The organism is Streptomyces sp. TRD_SC_5, assembly GCF_056836825.1.
Genome location: NZ_JBWZZS010000001.1, coordinates 2,326,439 through 2,341,885 on the forward strand (window position 1 = coordinate 2,326,439; position 15,447 = coordinate 2,341,885).

9 protein-coding genes are annotated in these 15,447 nt (G+C 71.2%); all 9 read right to left on the reverse strand.

The genetic code is table 11. The annotated features are described in order from the left end of the window. Nucleotides 1-83 precede the first annotated feature (83 nt). The 9 genes from AC1P0E_RS10725 to mreC all read right to left on the reverse strand — a co-directional run bounded on the left by AC1P0E_RS10725 (nucleotide 84) and on the right by mreC (nucleotide 15,410). Complete coding sequence (locus AC1P0E_RS10725) at nucleotides 84-4,118, reverse strand: Rne/Rng family ribonuclease (RefSeq protein WP_482741942.1); 4,035 nt, start codon at nucleotides 4,116-4,118, stop codon at nucleotides 84-86. Between the two features lie 231 nt (nucleotides 4,119-4,349). Then, nucleotides 4,350-5,132, reverse strand: a complete 783-nt coding sequence (locus tag AC1P0E_RS10730; protein ID WP_482741943.1) for a TIGR03936 family radical SAM-associated protein — start codon at nucleotides 5,130-5,132, stop codon at nucleotides 4,350-4,352. Nucleotides 5,133-5,262: 130 nt separating this feature from the next. Beyond that, nucleotides 5,263-6,699: a hypothetical protein gene (locus tag AC1P0E_RS10735; protein WP_482741944.1), complete on the reverse strand. Its 1,437-nt coding sequence runs from the start codon at nucleotides 6,697-6,699 to the stop codon at nucleotides 5,263-5,265. A gap of 140 nt (nucleotides 6,700-6,839) precedes the next feature. Beyond that, nucleotides 6,840-8,765 carry a TIGR03960 family B12-binding radical SAM protein gene (locus tag AC1P0E_RS10740; RefSeq protein WP_482741945.1) on the reverse strand — a complete coding sequence of 642 codons (1,926 nt, stop codon included), beginning with the start codon at nucleotides 8,763-8,765 and terminating at the stop codon, nucleotides 6,840-6,842. A gap of 51 nt (nucleotides 8,766-8,816) precedes the next feature. Then, the gene (locus tag AC1P0E_RS10745; protein WP_482741946.1) at nucleotides 8,817-10,340 is read right to left on the reverse strand and encodes a CYTH and CHAD domain-containing protein; all 1,524 of its coding nucleotides are present in this window, start codon (nucleotides 10,338-10,340) and stop codon (nucleotides 8,817-8,819) included. Between the two features lie 39 nt (nucleotides 10,341-10,379). Continuing rightward, nucleotides 10,380-11,579: a rod shape-determining protein RodA gene (rodA, locus tag AC1P0E_RS10750; protein WP_482741947.1), complete on the reverse strand. Its 1,200-nt coding sequence runs from the start codon at nucleotides 11,577-11,579 to the stop codon at nucleotides 10,380-10,382. Continuing rightward, nucleotides 11,579-13,747, reverse strand: a complete 2,169-nt coding sequence (mrdA, locus tag AC1P0E_RS10755) for a penicillin-binding protein 2 (RefSeq protein WP_482741948.1) — start codon at nucleotides 13,745-13,747, stop codon at nucleotides 11,579-11,581. Before mrdA ends, rodA begins: the two co-directional genes overlap by 1 nt. Nucleotides 13,748-13,775: 28 nt before the next feature. After that, entirely contained in the window at nucleotides 13,776-14,447 is a 672-nt protein-coding gene (gene mreD, locus AC1P0E_RS10760) for a rod shape-determining protein MreD (protein ID WP_482741949.1), read from the reverse strand. A gap of 12 nt (nucleotides 14,448-14,459) precedes the next feature. Next, on the reverse strand, nucleotides 14,460-15,410 hold the full coding sequence (gene mreC / locus AC1P0E_RS10765; protein ID WP_482741950.1) for a rod shape-determining protein MreC: 951 nt from the start codon (nucleotides 15,408-15,410) through the stop codon (nucleotides 14,460-14,462). Nucleotides 15,411-15,447: the final 37 nt, after the last annotated feature.

Genomic DNA, 15,447 nt, shown 5'->3' on the forward strand with positions numbered 1-15,447 from the left:
AGCAAGGTGGGCTGCCCCGGATCCTTCCGGGACAGCCCACGAATGCTCTACTGCGCGAGGTACGACCTTCGGTCGGTCCCCGGTCAGTCCTCGGTCGGAGCCGAGACCGCCGACTGCGACTGCTCGGCAGCCGAAGTCTTCTTCGAAGCCGACGCCTTCTTGGCCGTCGTCTTCTTCGCGGTCGTCTTCTTCGCGGCGGTCTTCTTGGCAGCCGCCTTCTTCGCCGGGGCCTTCTTGGCGGCGGTCTTGCGAGCCGCCTTCTTGGCCGGAGCCGCGGCCTCGGCCTCGGCCTCCGTACCAGCTTCAGCACCGCCGGTCGCGGCCTCGGCGCCCTTGTCGGTCACCGGTGCCTCGACGACCAGCACGGCCGCCTCTTCGGCGCCCTTGGGCGATCCGGCGGGCGCGGACGCCTTGCGGGTCGCACGACGGCGCGCACGCGGCGGAGCCGCCGCTGCGGGCTCCTCGGCCGGGGCCTCGGCCTCCTGGGCCTTCGGCTGCTCGGCCACGGGGGCGGGAGCGACGACCTGGACCTCTTCGGCCACGACCGGCTCGGCGCTCTTCGGCGCACCGGCCGGAGCCGTCGCCTTGCGCGTCGCACGGCGCCGCGTCCGGACCGGGGCGGCCTCCTGCGCCACGGGCTCGGGCGCGGGCTCGATCACCGGCTCGGGCTCGGGCTCCGCGACGGGCGCAGGCTCCGGAGCGGGCTCCGGCTCCGGTACGTACACCGGCTCGGCGGCCTTCGGCGCTCCGGCCGGAGCCGACGCCTTGCGCGACGCACGACGGCGCGAACGGCGTCCGGCGGCCGCCTCGGCCTCCGCCGGGCTGCTGTACAGGTCCTCGTCCGGCACGAACTCGGGCGCGGGCTCGGGCAAAGCCATCGGCTCGGCCACCTCGGCGGCGACCTCGGCCTCGGTCTCGACCTCGGCCGGCTCCACGTGCTCGTGCTCGGCCTCCCCACCACGGCCGCGCTTCTTCGCGCGCTTGCCGCCGCCACCGCCACCAGCGGCGGTCGGCTGCTCCATGTGCACGATCACGCCGCGCCCGTTGCAGTGGACGCAGGTCTCGGAGAAGGATTCAAGGAGACCCTGGCCCACCCGCTTGCGGGTCATCTGGACCAGGCCCAGCGAGGTGACCTCGGCGACCTGGTGCTTCGTACGGTCGCGTCCCAGGCACTCCAGCAGACGCCGCAGCACCAGATCGCGGTTCGACTCAAGGACCATGTCGATGAAGTCGATGACGACGATGCCGCCCAGGTCGCGCAGCCGCAGCTGACGCACGATCTCCTCGGCCGCCTCCAGGTTGTTCCTGGTCACGGTCTCTTCGAGGTTGCCGCCCTGACCGGTGAACTTGCCGGTGTTGACGTCGACGACGATCATCGCCTCGGTCTTGTCGATGACCAGCGAACCGCCGCTCGGCAGGTAGACCTTGCGGTCCAGCGCCTTCATCAGCTGCTCGTCGATCCGGTACGTCGCGAAGACGTCGACCTCCGACGTCCAGCGCGACAGCCGGTCCGTCAGGTCCGGGGCGACGTGGTTGACGTAACCGTGGATGGTCTGCCACGCCTCGTCACCGCTGACGATGACCTTCGAGAAGTCCTCGTTGAAGATGTCGCGCACGACGCGGACGGTCATGTCCGGCTCGCCGTAGAGCAGGGTCGGACCGCTGGTCGCGCCGGTGCTCTTCGACTTCTTCTGAATGTCTTCCCACTGCTGCTGCAGACGCTCGACGTCGCGGCGCAGCTCGTCCTCGCTCGCACCCTCGGCGGCGGTGCGCACGATGACGCCCGCGTCCTCGGGAACGATCTTCTTTAGGATGGTCTTCAGACGCGCGCGCTCGGTGTCGGGCAGCTTGCGGCTGATGCCGGTCATCGAGCCCTCGGGCACGTAGACCAGGTAGCGGCCGGGCAGCGAGACCTGGCTGGTGAGGCGGGCACCCTTGTGACCGATCGGGTCCTTCGTGACCTGCACGAGGACCGACTGGCCGGACTTGAGGGCGGACTCGATGCGGCGGGGGCCGTGGCCCATGCCCAGCGCGTCGAAGTTGACCTCACCGGCGTACAGGACGGCGTTGCGGCCCTTGCCGATGTCGACGAAGGCGGCCTCCATCGACGGCAGTACGTTCTGGACCTTGCCCAGGTAGACGTTGCCGACGTACGAGCTCGCCTGCTCCTTGTTGACGTAGTGCTCGACGAGGATGTTGTCCTCGAGCACGCCGATCTGGGTGCGGTCGCCGTTCTGGCGTACGACCATCACGCGCTCGACGGCCTCGCGGCGCGCCAGGAATTCGGCCTCGGTGATGATCGGGACGCGGCGGCGGCCCTGCTCACGGCCTTCGCGGCGGCGCTGCTTCTTCGCCTCCATACGGGTCGAGCCCTTGATGGACTGGACCTCGTCGAAGCCGGTGCCGGGCTCGCGCTCGGCTTCCTTCTTGCGGGGCTCACGGACCTTGACGACCGTACGCTCCGGGTCGTCGACGCCGTTCGTCTCGGCCTCGGGGCCCGCGTCACCACTGCGACGGCGGCGGCGACGGCGGCGACGGCTGGACGCGGAACCCGCACCCGACTCGTCTTCCTCCTCCTCGGCGCGGTCTTCGTCCTCCTCGACCCGCTCGGCGGCGGCCTCGTCGGACGTGTCCTGCTCCTCGGACTCCTCCGCGTCGGCGAGCTCGCCACGGCGGCGGCGACGGCCACCGCGGCGACGGCGGCGCGCCCTGCGGTCCTCTGCCTCGTCGGACTCCTCGTGGGCCTCTTCGTCGCGCTCTTCCTCGACGGCCTCGGTGGGCTCCTGCGGCTCCGGCGCGGACTCCACGGGGCGCTCGGGACGCTCGGCGCGCTCCGTACGCTCGGGACGCTCCGTGCGCTCGTCCTCGGCGGGCTCACCGCGGCGACGGCGACGGCGGCCGCGCGGTGCGGGCTGCGGCGCGGGAGGGGCCTCCATGGTGACGGTCTCCTCCGCCTCCTCGGCCTCTTCCACATCTTCGATGTAGTCCGGCTCCGTCTCCCGGGCGGCGGCGGCAGCCGCGGCCGTCTCGGGGGTCTGGAACATCGGCTCGGTGAAGACCGGCGCCTGGAACACGGCCACGGCGGGACGCGTCGCACGGCGGCGCGAACGCGCCGGCTCCTCGGCGGGCGCGGCGGCGGGCTGCGGCGCGGCGGCCTCTGCGGCGGCCGCCTCGTCAGCGGCCTTGCGACCGGCACGCCGGCGCGGCGTACGGCCACGGGGGGCCTCTTCGGCCTGTGCGGCCTCGGGCTCCGCCGGGGCGGGCTCGGCGGCGGCGGGCGCCGGCTCTTCGGCTACAGCTTCGGCTTCGGCCTGCTGCGGCGCACCGGCGGGCGCGGTCGCCTTACGGGTGGCACGACGACGGCTGCGCCCACGCGGGGCCTCTTCGGCAGCCTCGTCGGCGACGGGGGCAGCGGGGGCTTCCGCTGCGGCGGGAGCCGCAGGGGCCTCCACGACCGCCTCGGTCCCGGCCTCAGCCTCGGCGGGCTGCGGCGCCCCGGCGGGCGCGGTCGCCTTGCGGGTGGCACGACGACGCGTCCGGGCCGGCGGAGCAGCCTCGTCCACGACCTCGGCCGCAGCCTCGGCAACGGCCTCGGGCACGGCCGCCACGGCGGCCTCGACGTCAGCCGTCTCTTCGCTCTTCGGCGCACCGGCAGGAGCCGTCGCCTTGCGCGTGGCACGACGACGCGTACGGGCCGGCGCAGCGGCCTCCTCCACGGCGGGCGCCTCGGCGGCCGGAGTCTCGGGGGCCGCGGGGGTCTCCGCCGCCTCGGCGGGCTGCGGCGCCCCGGCGGGCGCCGTCGCCTTACGGGTGGCACGACGACGCGTACGGGCCGGAGCGGCCTCCGCGCTCTCGGCGGGCTGTGCGGGCTCGTTGGTGTCGCTCACGGCACCCTCTCCGGCCGGTATGGCCGGAGCCGCGGCCTCTGTGCTGTCGGCGGGCTGGGCTACGGCCTTCGCGTCACCGGACGGCGGTCCGGCAGGGCGCGAGGCAGCGCGGCGCCGGCGGCGCGGCGGCAGGGTGTCGCTGGGCGAGTGGTTGTTGTCGGTCTCCCCGGCGGTACGCGCGTTGCGCGCGGTTCCTTCCGAGGGCTCGGTGGAATCGTTCGGCTCAAGCATGCGGGCGGTTCTCCCGTCACGCTCCCGGGCGCCACACCTGATTCCGGTCCGGTCCGGTCCGCGCGATGAAGCGCGGTACCGCCGTCCGGGGCGCGGGCGCCGCACGGGAGCTGTTGTCTAGCTCGCCGGTTCCGTACGCGGTATACGCACGGCCTGGCGAAAGTCTTCTGGTCAGTGCGCGGCCCGACCCAGGTGGCTCCCGAGTACCAGGGCTGCGCTACAACGACCGCCCTACGCGGAACCTGCACCTTCCGACGCCTTCGCGGCGGTCAGTCCGGCGGCCGTGGGTGGGGCGGCCGTGACTGCCTCGCGGTCGGGCGTGAGCGGGTCGGTCACCGTGCCGGACTCCTCGTCGAAGAGCCCCTGCGCCAGCCTGGTCACCGCTGCGGGGACCGGCGGCGCCAGGTCGGCCACAGCTCGGAGACCGGACAGGACGTCGTCGGGTCGTACGGCGGGTGTCAAATGCCGAACAACCAGCCGCAGTATCGCACAGGGCCCGTCCCCCGGCCTATCGGACGGTGCGGGGACGGCCCGCAGATCCGCGACGGCGCTCCGCGCGTCGAAGGACCGCATGCCGTTCTTGGTACGGCGCTGGACCTCGACGGTCTCGGCCGCGAGGAACGCCTCGACGGCCTTCTCCGCGTCCTCGGGAGCGACGCCGTCGAGGCGCATCTCCCAAACGGAGGCCTGCAGCCGGTCGGCGAGACCCGACGTACGCGCTTCGACCGCGTCCGTGATGTCGAGCCCGTCCGGGAGCGACCCGTTGAGCAGCTCGCGCAGCTCGTCGGCGTCCCGCGTGGCGGTCAGTGCGATTTCCAGGTACTCGGCCTCGCTGCCCGTGCCGGTGGGTGCGGCATTGGCGTACGAGACCTTCGGGTGCGGGGTGAAACCCGCCGAGTACGCCATGGGTACGTCGGCGCGTCGCAGTGCCCGCTCGAAGGCGCGCTGGAAGTCGCGGTGGCTGGTGAACCGGAGGCGGCCGCGCTTGGTGTAGCGCAGTCGGATGCGCTGCACCGCCGGTGCGGGCGGCGGGCCTTCGGGCTGTCGCTTGCCCAGTGGTTCTTCTCCTCGTGCGGGGCGGCGCGCTGTCCGCGCGTCACCCTCCGGCGTGGGGGCATCCCCTCGCGTCGTCCCGGCGGCCGGCTCACCCCTGCTTGGCTGTGTGCTCTCCAGGCAGGGAGATCTCGGACGCGGGTGCCGCGCTGGGGGCAGTCGTCTTACTACCCAGAGTACGCGCAGCGGCCCCCGCCGGTTCCCCGGCCTCGGCGGCCGGGCCCGGCCGGGCCCCGGAGGCACGGAGCGGGTGCTCCACGACAGGGGCGTGGCCGGACACCGCCCGACCCGCGCTTTCGCCCGCACCGGACAGGGGCTGCGGCTCAACGGGGCCCAGGCACCGACCGAGGCCCGGCTTCCCGGGCGCAGCACCCGGGGCCGCGGCCCCGGGTGCTGCCCCGCGCCGCACCGCCTCGCCCTGCACCCCATCGCCCGGTACCGCCTCGCCCCGCAACGCCCCGCGCTCCGACGGCCAGGTGTCCGCCGGCCCTCCGACCAGCGCACGCCACGCGTCGCGCCGAGCCCGGCGCACCGTCTCCCGCGCGCTCCGCAGCGCCCCGCGCGCCGCCCGGCCGGCTTCGACGGCCGCCCGCTTCACCGGCGCCCAAACGCTGTCACGCACCCAGTGCCCCACCGGCGTACACACACCGAGCCACACCCAGCGCACGGGGCGCCCCACCAGATTCCACCCGAGCCACTTCAGCGCGCGTCCGACGGCCCGCGAGATGTACCCGGCGACGCGCCAGGCGTGCCCGAACGCGGCGGCGACCTCCACCCCCACCGGGACCAGCACCACGCGCCACACCCACGCGACGGGCGCCACCAGGACAGTCATCACGCACCAGACCACCCCGCGCCCGAGCCCGACGGCCAGCCACGCGATCCCCCGCCCCACCGGAGCGAGCACGTACCCCCACAACGCCACCCACGGCCACACGAACACCGCCTTCCCCAGCCAGGCCAGCCCGCGCCCGACCGGGGTGAGCACGTACGCGTACAGCCACGCCAGCGGCACCACGACGAACGTCCGGACCACCCAGGCCACCGCCGTGCCCACGGCACGCCCGGCGGCCGCCACCGCATGCCCGAACGTGCGCCCCAGCCAGGCGAGTCCGTGCCCCACCGGAGTCAGCACCCGCCGGTACAGCCACACCGCCGGCACGACGATCCCGTACCGGACGACGGGCACCACGACGTACTTCCACAGCAGCACCCACGGCATGACGAGCAGGGCGTGAGCGACGTGGCCGAGCGCCTTCGCGACCGGGACGAGCACGTTCCCGTACAGCCACACCAGCGGCGTCACGACCAGCACTTGGCAGACCGCGGCCAGCGCACGCCCCACCGCCTTCCCGCAGACGGTGAGCAGATCCCACACCATCCGTACCGGGACGACCAGAACCAGCACGACGATGCGCACCGGGATCCTGATGACGGCAGTCAGACAGCCCTCCGCCTGCGGTGCTTCGCGCGAAGGCGCGGGCGGCTGCGGCTGGGCCTGTGACTGCGGCCGCTTTTCCAAGTCCATGCCTGGACAGACGCGTCAGCACGCCGTCCGGATCCCGCATCGAAAGTCCGGTGTCGATCCGTTACGCCGTTACGCCGTTACGCGCGAAGGCCCGGCCGAGGGGGCTTTCCCCGGCCGGGCCTTCGGACAGCTCGGAACTCCTACTTCACGACCGTCAGCGGCAGCAACTTCTTGCCCGTCGGGCCGATTTGGATGTCGAGATCGAGCTGAGGGCACACGCCACAGTCGAAGCACGGAGTCCAGCGGCAGTCCTCGACCTCGGTCTCGTCGAGCGAGTCCTGCCAGTCCTCCCAGAGCCAGTCCTTGTCGAGACCGGAGTCCAGGTGGTCCCAGGGCAGGACCTCCTCGTACGTGCGCTCACGCGTCGTGTACCAGTCGACGTCCACGCCGAAGTCCGGCAGGGTCTTCGCGGCGGCGTCCATCCAGCGGTCGTAACTGAAGTACTCGCGCCAGCCGTCGAAGCGGCCGCCGCCCTCGTAGACGGCGCGGATGACGGAGCCGATGCGCCGGTCGCCGCGCGAGAGGAGTCCCTCGACGATGCCGGGCTTGCCGTCGTGGTAGCGGAAACCGATGGAACGGCCGTACTTCTTGTCGCCGCGGATCTTGTCGCGCAGCTTCTCCAGGCGCGCGTCCGTCTCCTCGGCGCTGAGCTGCGGCGCCCACTGGAACGGGGTGTGCGGCTTGGGCACGAACCCGCCGATCGACACCGTGCAGCGGATGTCGTTCTGGCCGGACACCTTGCGGCCCTCGGCGATGACCTTCACGGCCATGTCACCGATCTGCAGGACGTCCTCGTCGGTCTCGGTGGGCAGGCCGCACATGAAGTACAGCTTCACCTGGCGCCAGCCGTTGCCGTACGCCGTCGAGACCGTCCGGATGAGGTCCTCTTCCGAGACCATCTTGTTGATGACCTTGCGGATACGCTCCGAACCGCCCTCGGGGGCGAAGGTCAGGCCGGACCTGCGGCCGTTCCTGGTCAGCTCGTTGGCGAGGTCGATGTTGAACGCGTCCACGCGGGTCGACGGGAGCGACAGGCCGATCTTGTCTTCCTCGTAGCGGTCGGCCAGGCCCTTCGCCACGTCGGCGATCTCGGTGTGGTCCGCGGAGGAGAGCGACAGCAGGCCGACCTCCTCGAAGCCGGTCGCCTTGAGACCCTTCTCCACCATGTCGCCGATGCCGGTGATGCTTCGCTCCCGCACGGGGCGCGTGATCATGCCGGCCTGGCAGAAACGGCAGCCGCGGGTGCAGCCGCGGAAGATCTCGACGGACATCCGCTCGTGGACGGTCTCCGCGAGCGGGACCAGCGGCTGCTTCGGGTAGGGCCACTCGTCGAGGTCCATGACGGTGTGCTTGGACACGCGCCACGGCACACCGGAGCGGTTGGGTACGACGCGGCCGATGCGGCCGTCCGGCAGGTACTCGACGTCGTAGAAGCGCGGAACGTACACGCCGCCGGTCTTGCTCAGCCGGAACAGCACCTCGTCGCGCCCGCCCGGACGGCCCTCGGCCTTCCAGGCGCGGACGATCTCGGTGATCTCCAGGACGGCCTGCTCGCCGTCACCGATCACCGCGCAGTCGATGAACTCCGCGATCGGCTCGGGGTTGAAGGCGGCGTGCCCGCCCGCGAGGACGATCGGGTCGTCGAGCGTGCGGTCCTTGGACTCCAGCGGGATGCCCGCCAGGTCCAGGGCCGTCAGCATGTTCGTGTAGCCGAGCTCGGTGGAGAAGCTGAGCCCGAAGACGTCGAACGCCTTGACGGGCCGGTGCGCGTCCACCGTGAACTGCGGGACCTTGTGCTCGCGCATGAGCGCTTCGAGGTCCGGCCACACGCTGTAGGTGCGCTCGGCAAGGACCCCCTCGCGCTCGTTCAGTACCTCGTAAAGGATCATGACGCCCTGGTTGGGCAGCCCGACCTCGTATGCGTCGGGGTACATGAGCGCCCACCGGACGTCCGTTGCGTCCCAGTCCTTGACGGTGGAGTTGAGTTCGCCGCCGACGTACTGGATCGGCTTCTGGACATGCGGGAGAAGCGCTTCCAGGCGTGGGAAGACCGACTCGACAGGCATCGTGTGTCTCTCATGAGCTGGCAGGGGTGACCATCCAGCGTACCCCGGCGCTCAGTCGCCCAGATCCGCCCGGAGTTTCCCGGCCGTGGCCCGCTTCCACACCCGCGGCAGCTTCCGTTCCCCCGCCCCGGCGGTGGCGTCCTCACGCTCGTACAGCAGGCCCCAGGTGAACGACGTCTCGCCCGCCGCGTGGGCCTGGACACCCAGGGTCCGCAGCGTCTCACGCGCCACCACGCTGTCCTGGTGCCCGCCCAGTACGGACTGGACGGCCTTGACCCGCTTCGAGAACCGCTTGGCGGGCTTGCCGAGAGCGGGCCGGGCCGCGTCGGCGGCGTAACGGGTGCGCTTGGCGGCCTTACGGGCGTTGTGCATCGCCCGGTCCCGCTCGTCTCCGGAGGGCAGCGCGAGGGCCGACTCCATGCGGTGGGCCAGCCGGCCGTAGTCCTTGAGGACCGCCTTGGGCAGGACGTCGGCGGCGGGCCTCGCTGCGGCGGGGCGCAGCGGCGGATCGGCCAGCAGGGCGTGCAGGGCGTCGAGGAGGTCCAGGTGCCGCCGGCTGTCGAGCGCCGCGAGGGTCCGGGAGCGCGAGTTCTCGCGGCCGGCCACGGACCAGATGCGCAGCCGCCCTCGCACCGGGCCCAGGAGGAGCGTCTCGGGTACGTCGTCGATCCGGGCCCGGAGCCGGGCGTCCAGCACCTCCTGGTCGCGTTCGGCGCCCAGCTCGCGTGCCAGCCACTTGAGTTCCGCGACGACCGGATCGGTGGCCGCCCGGTCCAGGACCTTGCGGTAGGTCCGCAGGGCGCTGCGCACCCGGCGGGTGGCCACACGCATCTGGTGGACCGAGTCGGGCAAGTCACGCCGCACGGCGGGGTCGTACGCCACCAGCGCCTCGTACTGCTTGCGCAGGTACGCGAGGACGTGGTCGCCGGCGGTCGCGCCCGGCTTCTCCTCCTCCGGCCTCTTCCACGACGGGGCCGTGTCCGCCAGAGCCCTGGCCAGCTTGGACGCCGACGTGGCGGGGCGCAGTCCGGCCTTGCGGAGTTTCTTCCCGACCGCGTCGAGGAAGGCCGGGTCGCCCTCGTCGGAGAGCTCGACCTCGATCTCGGTCCAGCGGGTGGTGGCGCCGCCGGCCGGGACGCCGATCCGCTGCGCGGTGACGGTGTCGACACTGACCTCGGCGAGCAGTCCCCCATCGGCGTCCAGGAGATGGCGTACGTCGCGCACGCTGCGCAGCCGTACGACGGGAACGACCGGCTCCGCGCGGGTCCGGGACCGGATCAGGGCGGCAAGGGAGGGTGGAAGGTCGTCCACCAGCGGCGCCCGGATCTCGTCGCGTACGTCCGGGGAGACCGGAAGCTTGAGGTGCCAGCCGGCGTCGTCGCCGCCGGTGCGGCGGCGCAGGGTGATGGAGTCGGCGGCGAGCCGCAGGTCGTCGGTGTCGTAGTAGACGGCGTCGAGCTCCGCGACGCCCTTGTCCAGTACGGACGAGACCCCGGCCACCTTGGTCAGGTCAGGCAGCCGGGTCTCGTCAGTGGCCTCGTACTTCCGCTCGGTCTCACGCTTCGTGTCCGCCATGAATCGAATCTAGACGTGAATCGGAATCATGGGCAGAGGCTATGCCGTTATGGGCCGCTGCACCCTGATCGACTGGAGCAGTCCGATCGCGACCCAGACCGCGAACATCGACGACCCGCCGTACGACACGAACGGCAGCGGCAGTCCCGCCACCGGCATGATGCCGAGCGTCATCCCGATGTTCTCGAACGACTGGAAGGCGAACCAGGCGATGATGCCGCCGGCGACGATCGTGCCGTACAACTCGGTCGTCTCGCGGGCGATGCGGCAGGCGCGCCACAGCACCACGCCGAGCAGCAGCAGGATCAGGCCCGCGCCCACGAAGCCGAGTTCCTCACCGGCGACGGTGAAGACGAAGTCGGTCTGCTGCTCGGGTACGAACTGTCCCGTGGTCTGGCTGCCCTTGAAGAGGCCGGTGCCGGTGAGGCCGCCGGAGCCGATCGCGATGCGTGCCTGGTTGGTGTTGTAGCCGACGCCCGCCGGGTCCAGTTCGGGGTTGGCGAACGCGGCGAAGCGGTTGATCTGGTACTCGTCGAGCAGGCCGATCTGCCAGACGACGACGGCGCCGATGGTGCCCGTGCCGATGAGGCCGAGGACCCAGCGGTTGGAGGCACCGGAGGTGAGCAGCACCCCGAGGATGATCACCGCTATGACCATGACCGAGCCGAGGTCGGGCATCAGCATGATGACGACGATCGGTACGACGGCGAGGCACAGCGCCTTGACCACGGTGCGGTGGTCGGGATGATCCTGGTCGCCCGCGTCGACGCGGGCGGCGAGCAGCATGGCCATGATCAGGATGATCGTGATCTTGGTGAACTCGGAGGGCTGGAGGGAGAACCCGCCACCGATCACGATCCAGGCGTGCGCGCCGTTGATGGTCGCGCCGAGCGGGGTGAGTACGGCGAGGACCAGCACCACGGACAGGCCGTAGAGGACCGGGACCGCGCCGCGCAGGGTGCGGTGTCCCAGCCAGATCGTGCCGATCATCAGGGCGAGGCCGATGCCGGTGTTGAGGATGTGACGCCAGAGGAAGTACTCCGGGTCGCCCTGGTTGAGCTGGTCGCGTGTGCGGGTCGCGGACCAGACGAGCAGCGCGCCGATGACGGACAGCGCGAGCGACGCCCAGAGCAGCGGCCAGTCGAGTCTGCGCACCATGGAGTCGCGGGCGGTGAGCTTGGCGAGGGTGCCGCGCTCGGGGGCGTACCGCTGGACGGAGAAACCGTGTGGGCCGGCCATCAGTCGCCGCTCCTGCCGATAGCGATCTGCTGGTCCGCAGCCGGGTCCTTGGGCTTCTCGGGTACGTACGGCCTGATCTCCGGCGCGTCGATGGAACCGTCCGAACCGATCTTCGGGAGCTCCTTCTGCGGCTTGGGGAGAAGCGCCTTCTTCGGGTTGATCTCGCCGTCGTCGCTGACGCCGTAGAGGGCGTCGTAGATGTTCCGCACGGCGGGGCCGGAGGCGCCGGAGCCCGTGCCGCCCTGGGAGATCGTCATGACGATCGTGTAGTCGTCGGTGTAGGTCGCGAACCACGAGGTGGTCTGCTTGCCGTAGACCTGGGCGGTGCCAGTCTTGGCCCGCATCGGGATCTTGTCCTGAGGCCAGCCGCCGAACCGCCAGGCGGCGGTGCCGCCGGGCTCGACGACGGAGCGCAGGCCCTTGTCGAGGTCACTGATCGTTTCGGCGTCGACGGGCAGCTTGCCGTCGCTCTTGGGTTTGATCTCCTCGATCCTCTTGCCGTCGGGGCTGATCACGGCCTTGCCGAGGGTGGGGTTGTAAACGGTGCCGCCGTTGCTGATGGCGGCGTAGGCGGTGGCCAGCTGGATGGGGGTGATGAGAACGTCGCCCTGGCCGATGGCGAAGTTGATGCTGTCGAAGGCCTTCAGCTGGTTGCCTTCGAGGCAGCTCTCGTAGGCGATCTGCTCGACGTAGCTGCCGCCCTTCTTGCCCTGCTTGCACCAGGCGTCCTTGTTGGCCTCCCAGAAGTTCTGCTTCCACTGGCGGTCGGGGATGCGGCCCTTGACCTCGTTCGGCAGGTCGATGCCGGTCTCGGAGCCGAAGCCGAAGTCATGGGCGGTCCGGTAGAACCAGTCGTTGGCGCCCTTCTTCGGCTTTATGCCGCCGTCACGCTGCCACTCCTCGTGGCCGAGACGGTAGAAGACGGTGTTGCAGGAGAACTTGAGGGCGTCACCGAGGGAGATGGGGCCGTGCCCCTTGGACTCGAAGTTCGCGAAGCTCCGGTTGCCCATGCTGTACGAACTGCTGCAGTTGTAGCGGCCGTCGAAGGGGTTGCCGGCCCGCACGGCGGCGCTCGCCGACACCACCTTGAAGACGGAGCCGGCGGGTGCCTGGCCCTGGATGGCCCGGTTGAGCAGCGGGTAGTTGGACTTCTTGTCCGTGAGCCGCGCGTACTCCTTGCCGTTGATGCCGCCGATCCAGGCGTTCGGGTCGTAGTCGGGCTGCGAGGCCATCGAGACGACGCGGCCGGTCTTGGACTCCATGACGACGACCGCGCCCGCGTCGGCCTCGTACTTGCGGCCGGTGATCTTGTCGGTCTCCTTGCGGACGGTCTTCATCGCCTGGTGGAGCTCGTACTCGGCGACGGCCTGGACCCGGGCGTCGATGCTGGTGACGACGTTGGCGCCGGGCACCGTCGGGTCGTTCTCCGCCTCGCCCATGACGCGGCCGAGGTTGTCGACCTCGTAGCGCGTGACGCCTGCCTTGCCGCGCAGCTCCTTGTCGTACGTACGCTCAAGTCCTGAGCGGCCGACCATGTCGGAGCGCAGGTACGGCGACGGGCCGTCCTTCGCCTTCTCGATCTCCTCGTCGGTGACCGGTGAGAGGTAGCCGAGGACCTGGGCGGTCCTGGCCTTCCCCGGAGCGGTGTAGCGGCGTACGGCCGTCGGCTCGGCGGTGATGCCGGGGAAGTCCTCGGCGCGCTCGCGGATCTGGAGGGCCTGCTTGGTGGTGGCCTCGTCGGTCACGGGGATCGGCTGGTAGGGCGAGCCGTTCCAGCAGGGCTGGGGGGTCTCGTTGTCGCAGAGCCTGACCTTGTCGGCGACTTCCTTGGGCTTCATGCCGAGTACGCCGGCGAGCCGGGCCAGCACCTCCTTCCCGTCGTCCTTCATCTTCATCAGCTCGGTGCGGCTGGCGGAGACGACGAGGCGGGTCTCGTTGTCGGCGAGCGGCACGCCGCGCGCGTCGAGGATCGAGCCGCGGACGGCGGGCTGGACGACCTGCTGGACGCCGTTGCCGGCGGCTTCGGCGGTGTACTCGTCGCCGTTGCGGATCTGGAGGTACCAGAGGCGGCCGCCGAGGGTGAGCAGGAGGGAGAAGACGAGGACCTGGATGATGATGAGCCGGATCTGGACCCGGGGAGTCCGCCCGGTCTCGGGAATGTTGCTCATGCGGCGGTCCCCTCCTTGGCGCGAGCGGTCACAGGCGCTTGACCCCCTTGATACGTCCGGCCCGCGCCGCCCGCGAGCGTGCGGCCTTGACCCTCATTCCGGCGCGCTGGCTGCCGATGCGCAGCCCGGTGCCGGAGGCGAGCCAGCCGCTGGCCACGTCGGCGCCGTTGTTGCCGCTCTGGCTGTCGGCGAGCGGATCGTTCTCGGCGCGTCTCGCCAGCGCCATGACCACCGGCACGACGAACGGGGCGAGCAGCAGGTCGTACAGCGCGGAGGTGAACAGCAGGTTCACGATGCCCACATGGCGGGCGGCGGTGTCACCGACCAGGGCGCCCACTCCGGCGTACAGAAGGGTGGAGCCGATAGCGGCGACCACGACCGCGACCATCGGGGCGGTCGCGGACTTGATCTGGCCGTTCTCCGGCTTGGCGAGCCCGGCGAGGTAGCCGATGACGCACAGGACGAGCGCGTAGCGGCCCGCCGCGTGGTCGGCGGGCGGGGCGAGGTCGGCGAGGAGCCCCGCGCCGAAACCGATGAGGGCGCCGCTGGTGCTCCCGTACACGAAGGCGAGACCGAGAACGGTGAGGAGCATCAAGTCCGGTACGGCGCCGGGGAGTTGGAGCCTGGCGAGAACGGTGACCTGGACGACCAGGGCGACGACCACCAGGGTCGTGGAGAGCAGCATCCGGTTGAAGCGCATGAGGTTCAGCTCCTACTCGGTGCCATCGGCGGGAAGGGCGCCGTCGGCGGGCGCCGAGGGGGTGACCGTGACGGTGACCCTGGGAACGGGCTTGGAAGGTGCGGGCTTGGGCGGCAGGACCATGTCGCGCGGGTCCTCACGCGGGGCCTGTACGACGACGCCGACGATGTCGAGCTTGGTGAAGCCGACGTACGGGCGGACGTAGACGGTACGGGTGAGGTCGCCGCCGGACGGGTCGACGCGGACGACCCGGCCGACCGGGACACCCGGCACGAACGGCTTGGCGCCCTGCGAGCCGAAGGTGACGAGCCGGTCGCCCGCCTTGATCTTGGCCTTGCCGTTGAGCATCTGCACGCGCAGCGGGCGGTCGCCCTGGCCGGTGGCGAAGCCGAGCTCGTCGGTCTTCTCCAGACGGGTGCCGACGGTGAAGTCCGGGTCGCTGGCGAGCAGCACGGTCGAGGTGCTCGGGCCGACGGTGGTGACGCGGCCGACGAGCCCGTCGCCGTTGAGTACGGTCATGTCGCGCTTGATGCCGTCGTTGCTGCCCGAGTCGATGGTGACGGTCCAGGAGAATCCCTGAGCCGCTCCTATCGCGATGACTTCGGCGCCCTTGATGCCGTATTGGCCTGCGCCGGCTCTCTTGAGCATCTTGTCGAGCTGGCGCACGCCGCTGCGGTTGCGGTCGTCGCTGCCGAGCTTCTGCTTGAGTGCGGCGTTCTCGCGCTCGAGGACGGCGAGGCGGTCGTGCCGCTCACCGGAGTCCCGAACGGCACCGACGGCGTTGCCGATCGGGTCGACAGCTGTGGCGACCGCGTTCTCCACCGGTCCGAAGACGGTGGCTGCCGCCCGCCTGGCGCCGTCGACCGGCGACTCCTCGCCGCCACGGATGTCCACCGTGATCAACGCGAACGCGATGGCGATCAGCAGCACCAGGAGCAGCCGGCTCTCTCGTGTGTCCCTCACGTGCGGCGGCCGTGCCTTCCTGTCGGAATTCTTATGT

What these genes read in the sequence shown, in the direction of transcription:
- AC1P0E_RS10740 (WP_482741945.1), bottom strand. Translation starts at nt 8,765, where the DNA reads ATGCCTGTCGAGTCGGTCTTCCCACGCCTGGAAGCGCTTCTCCCGCAT.
- rodA (WP_482741947.1), bottom strand. Translation starts at nt 11,579, where the DNA reads ATGGCCGGCCCACACGGTTTCTCCGTCCAGCGGTACGCCCCCGAGCGC.
- AC1P0E_RS10735 (WP_482741944.1), bottom strand. Translation starts at nt 6,699, where the DNA reads ATGGACTTGGAAAAGCGGCCGCAGTCACAGGCCCAGCCGCAGCCGCCC.
- AC1P0E_RS10745 (WP_482741946.1), bottom strand. Translation starts at nt 10,340, where the DNA reads ATGGCGGACACGAAGCGTGAGACCGAGCGGAAGTACGAGGCCACTGAC.
- AC1P0E_RS10725 (WP_482741942.1), bottom strand. Translation starts at nt 4,118, where the DNA reads ATGCTTGAGCCGAACGATTCCACCGAGCCCTCGGAAGGAACCGCGCGC.
- mrdA (WP_482741948.1), bottom strand. Translation starts at nt 13,747, where the DNA reads ATGAGCAACATTCCCGAGACCGGGCGGACTCCCCGGGTCCAGATCCGG.
- mreD (WP_482741949.1), bottom strand. Translation starts at nt 14,447, where the DNA reads ATGCGCTTCAACCGGATGCTGCTCTCCACGACCCTGGTGGTCGTCGCC.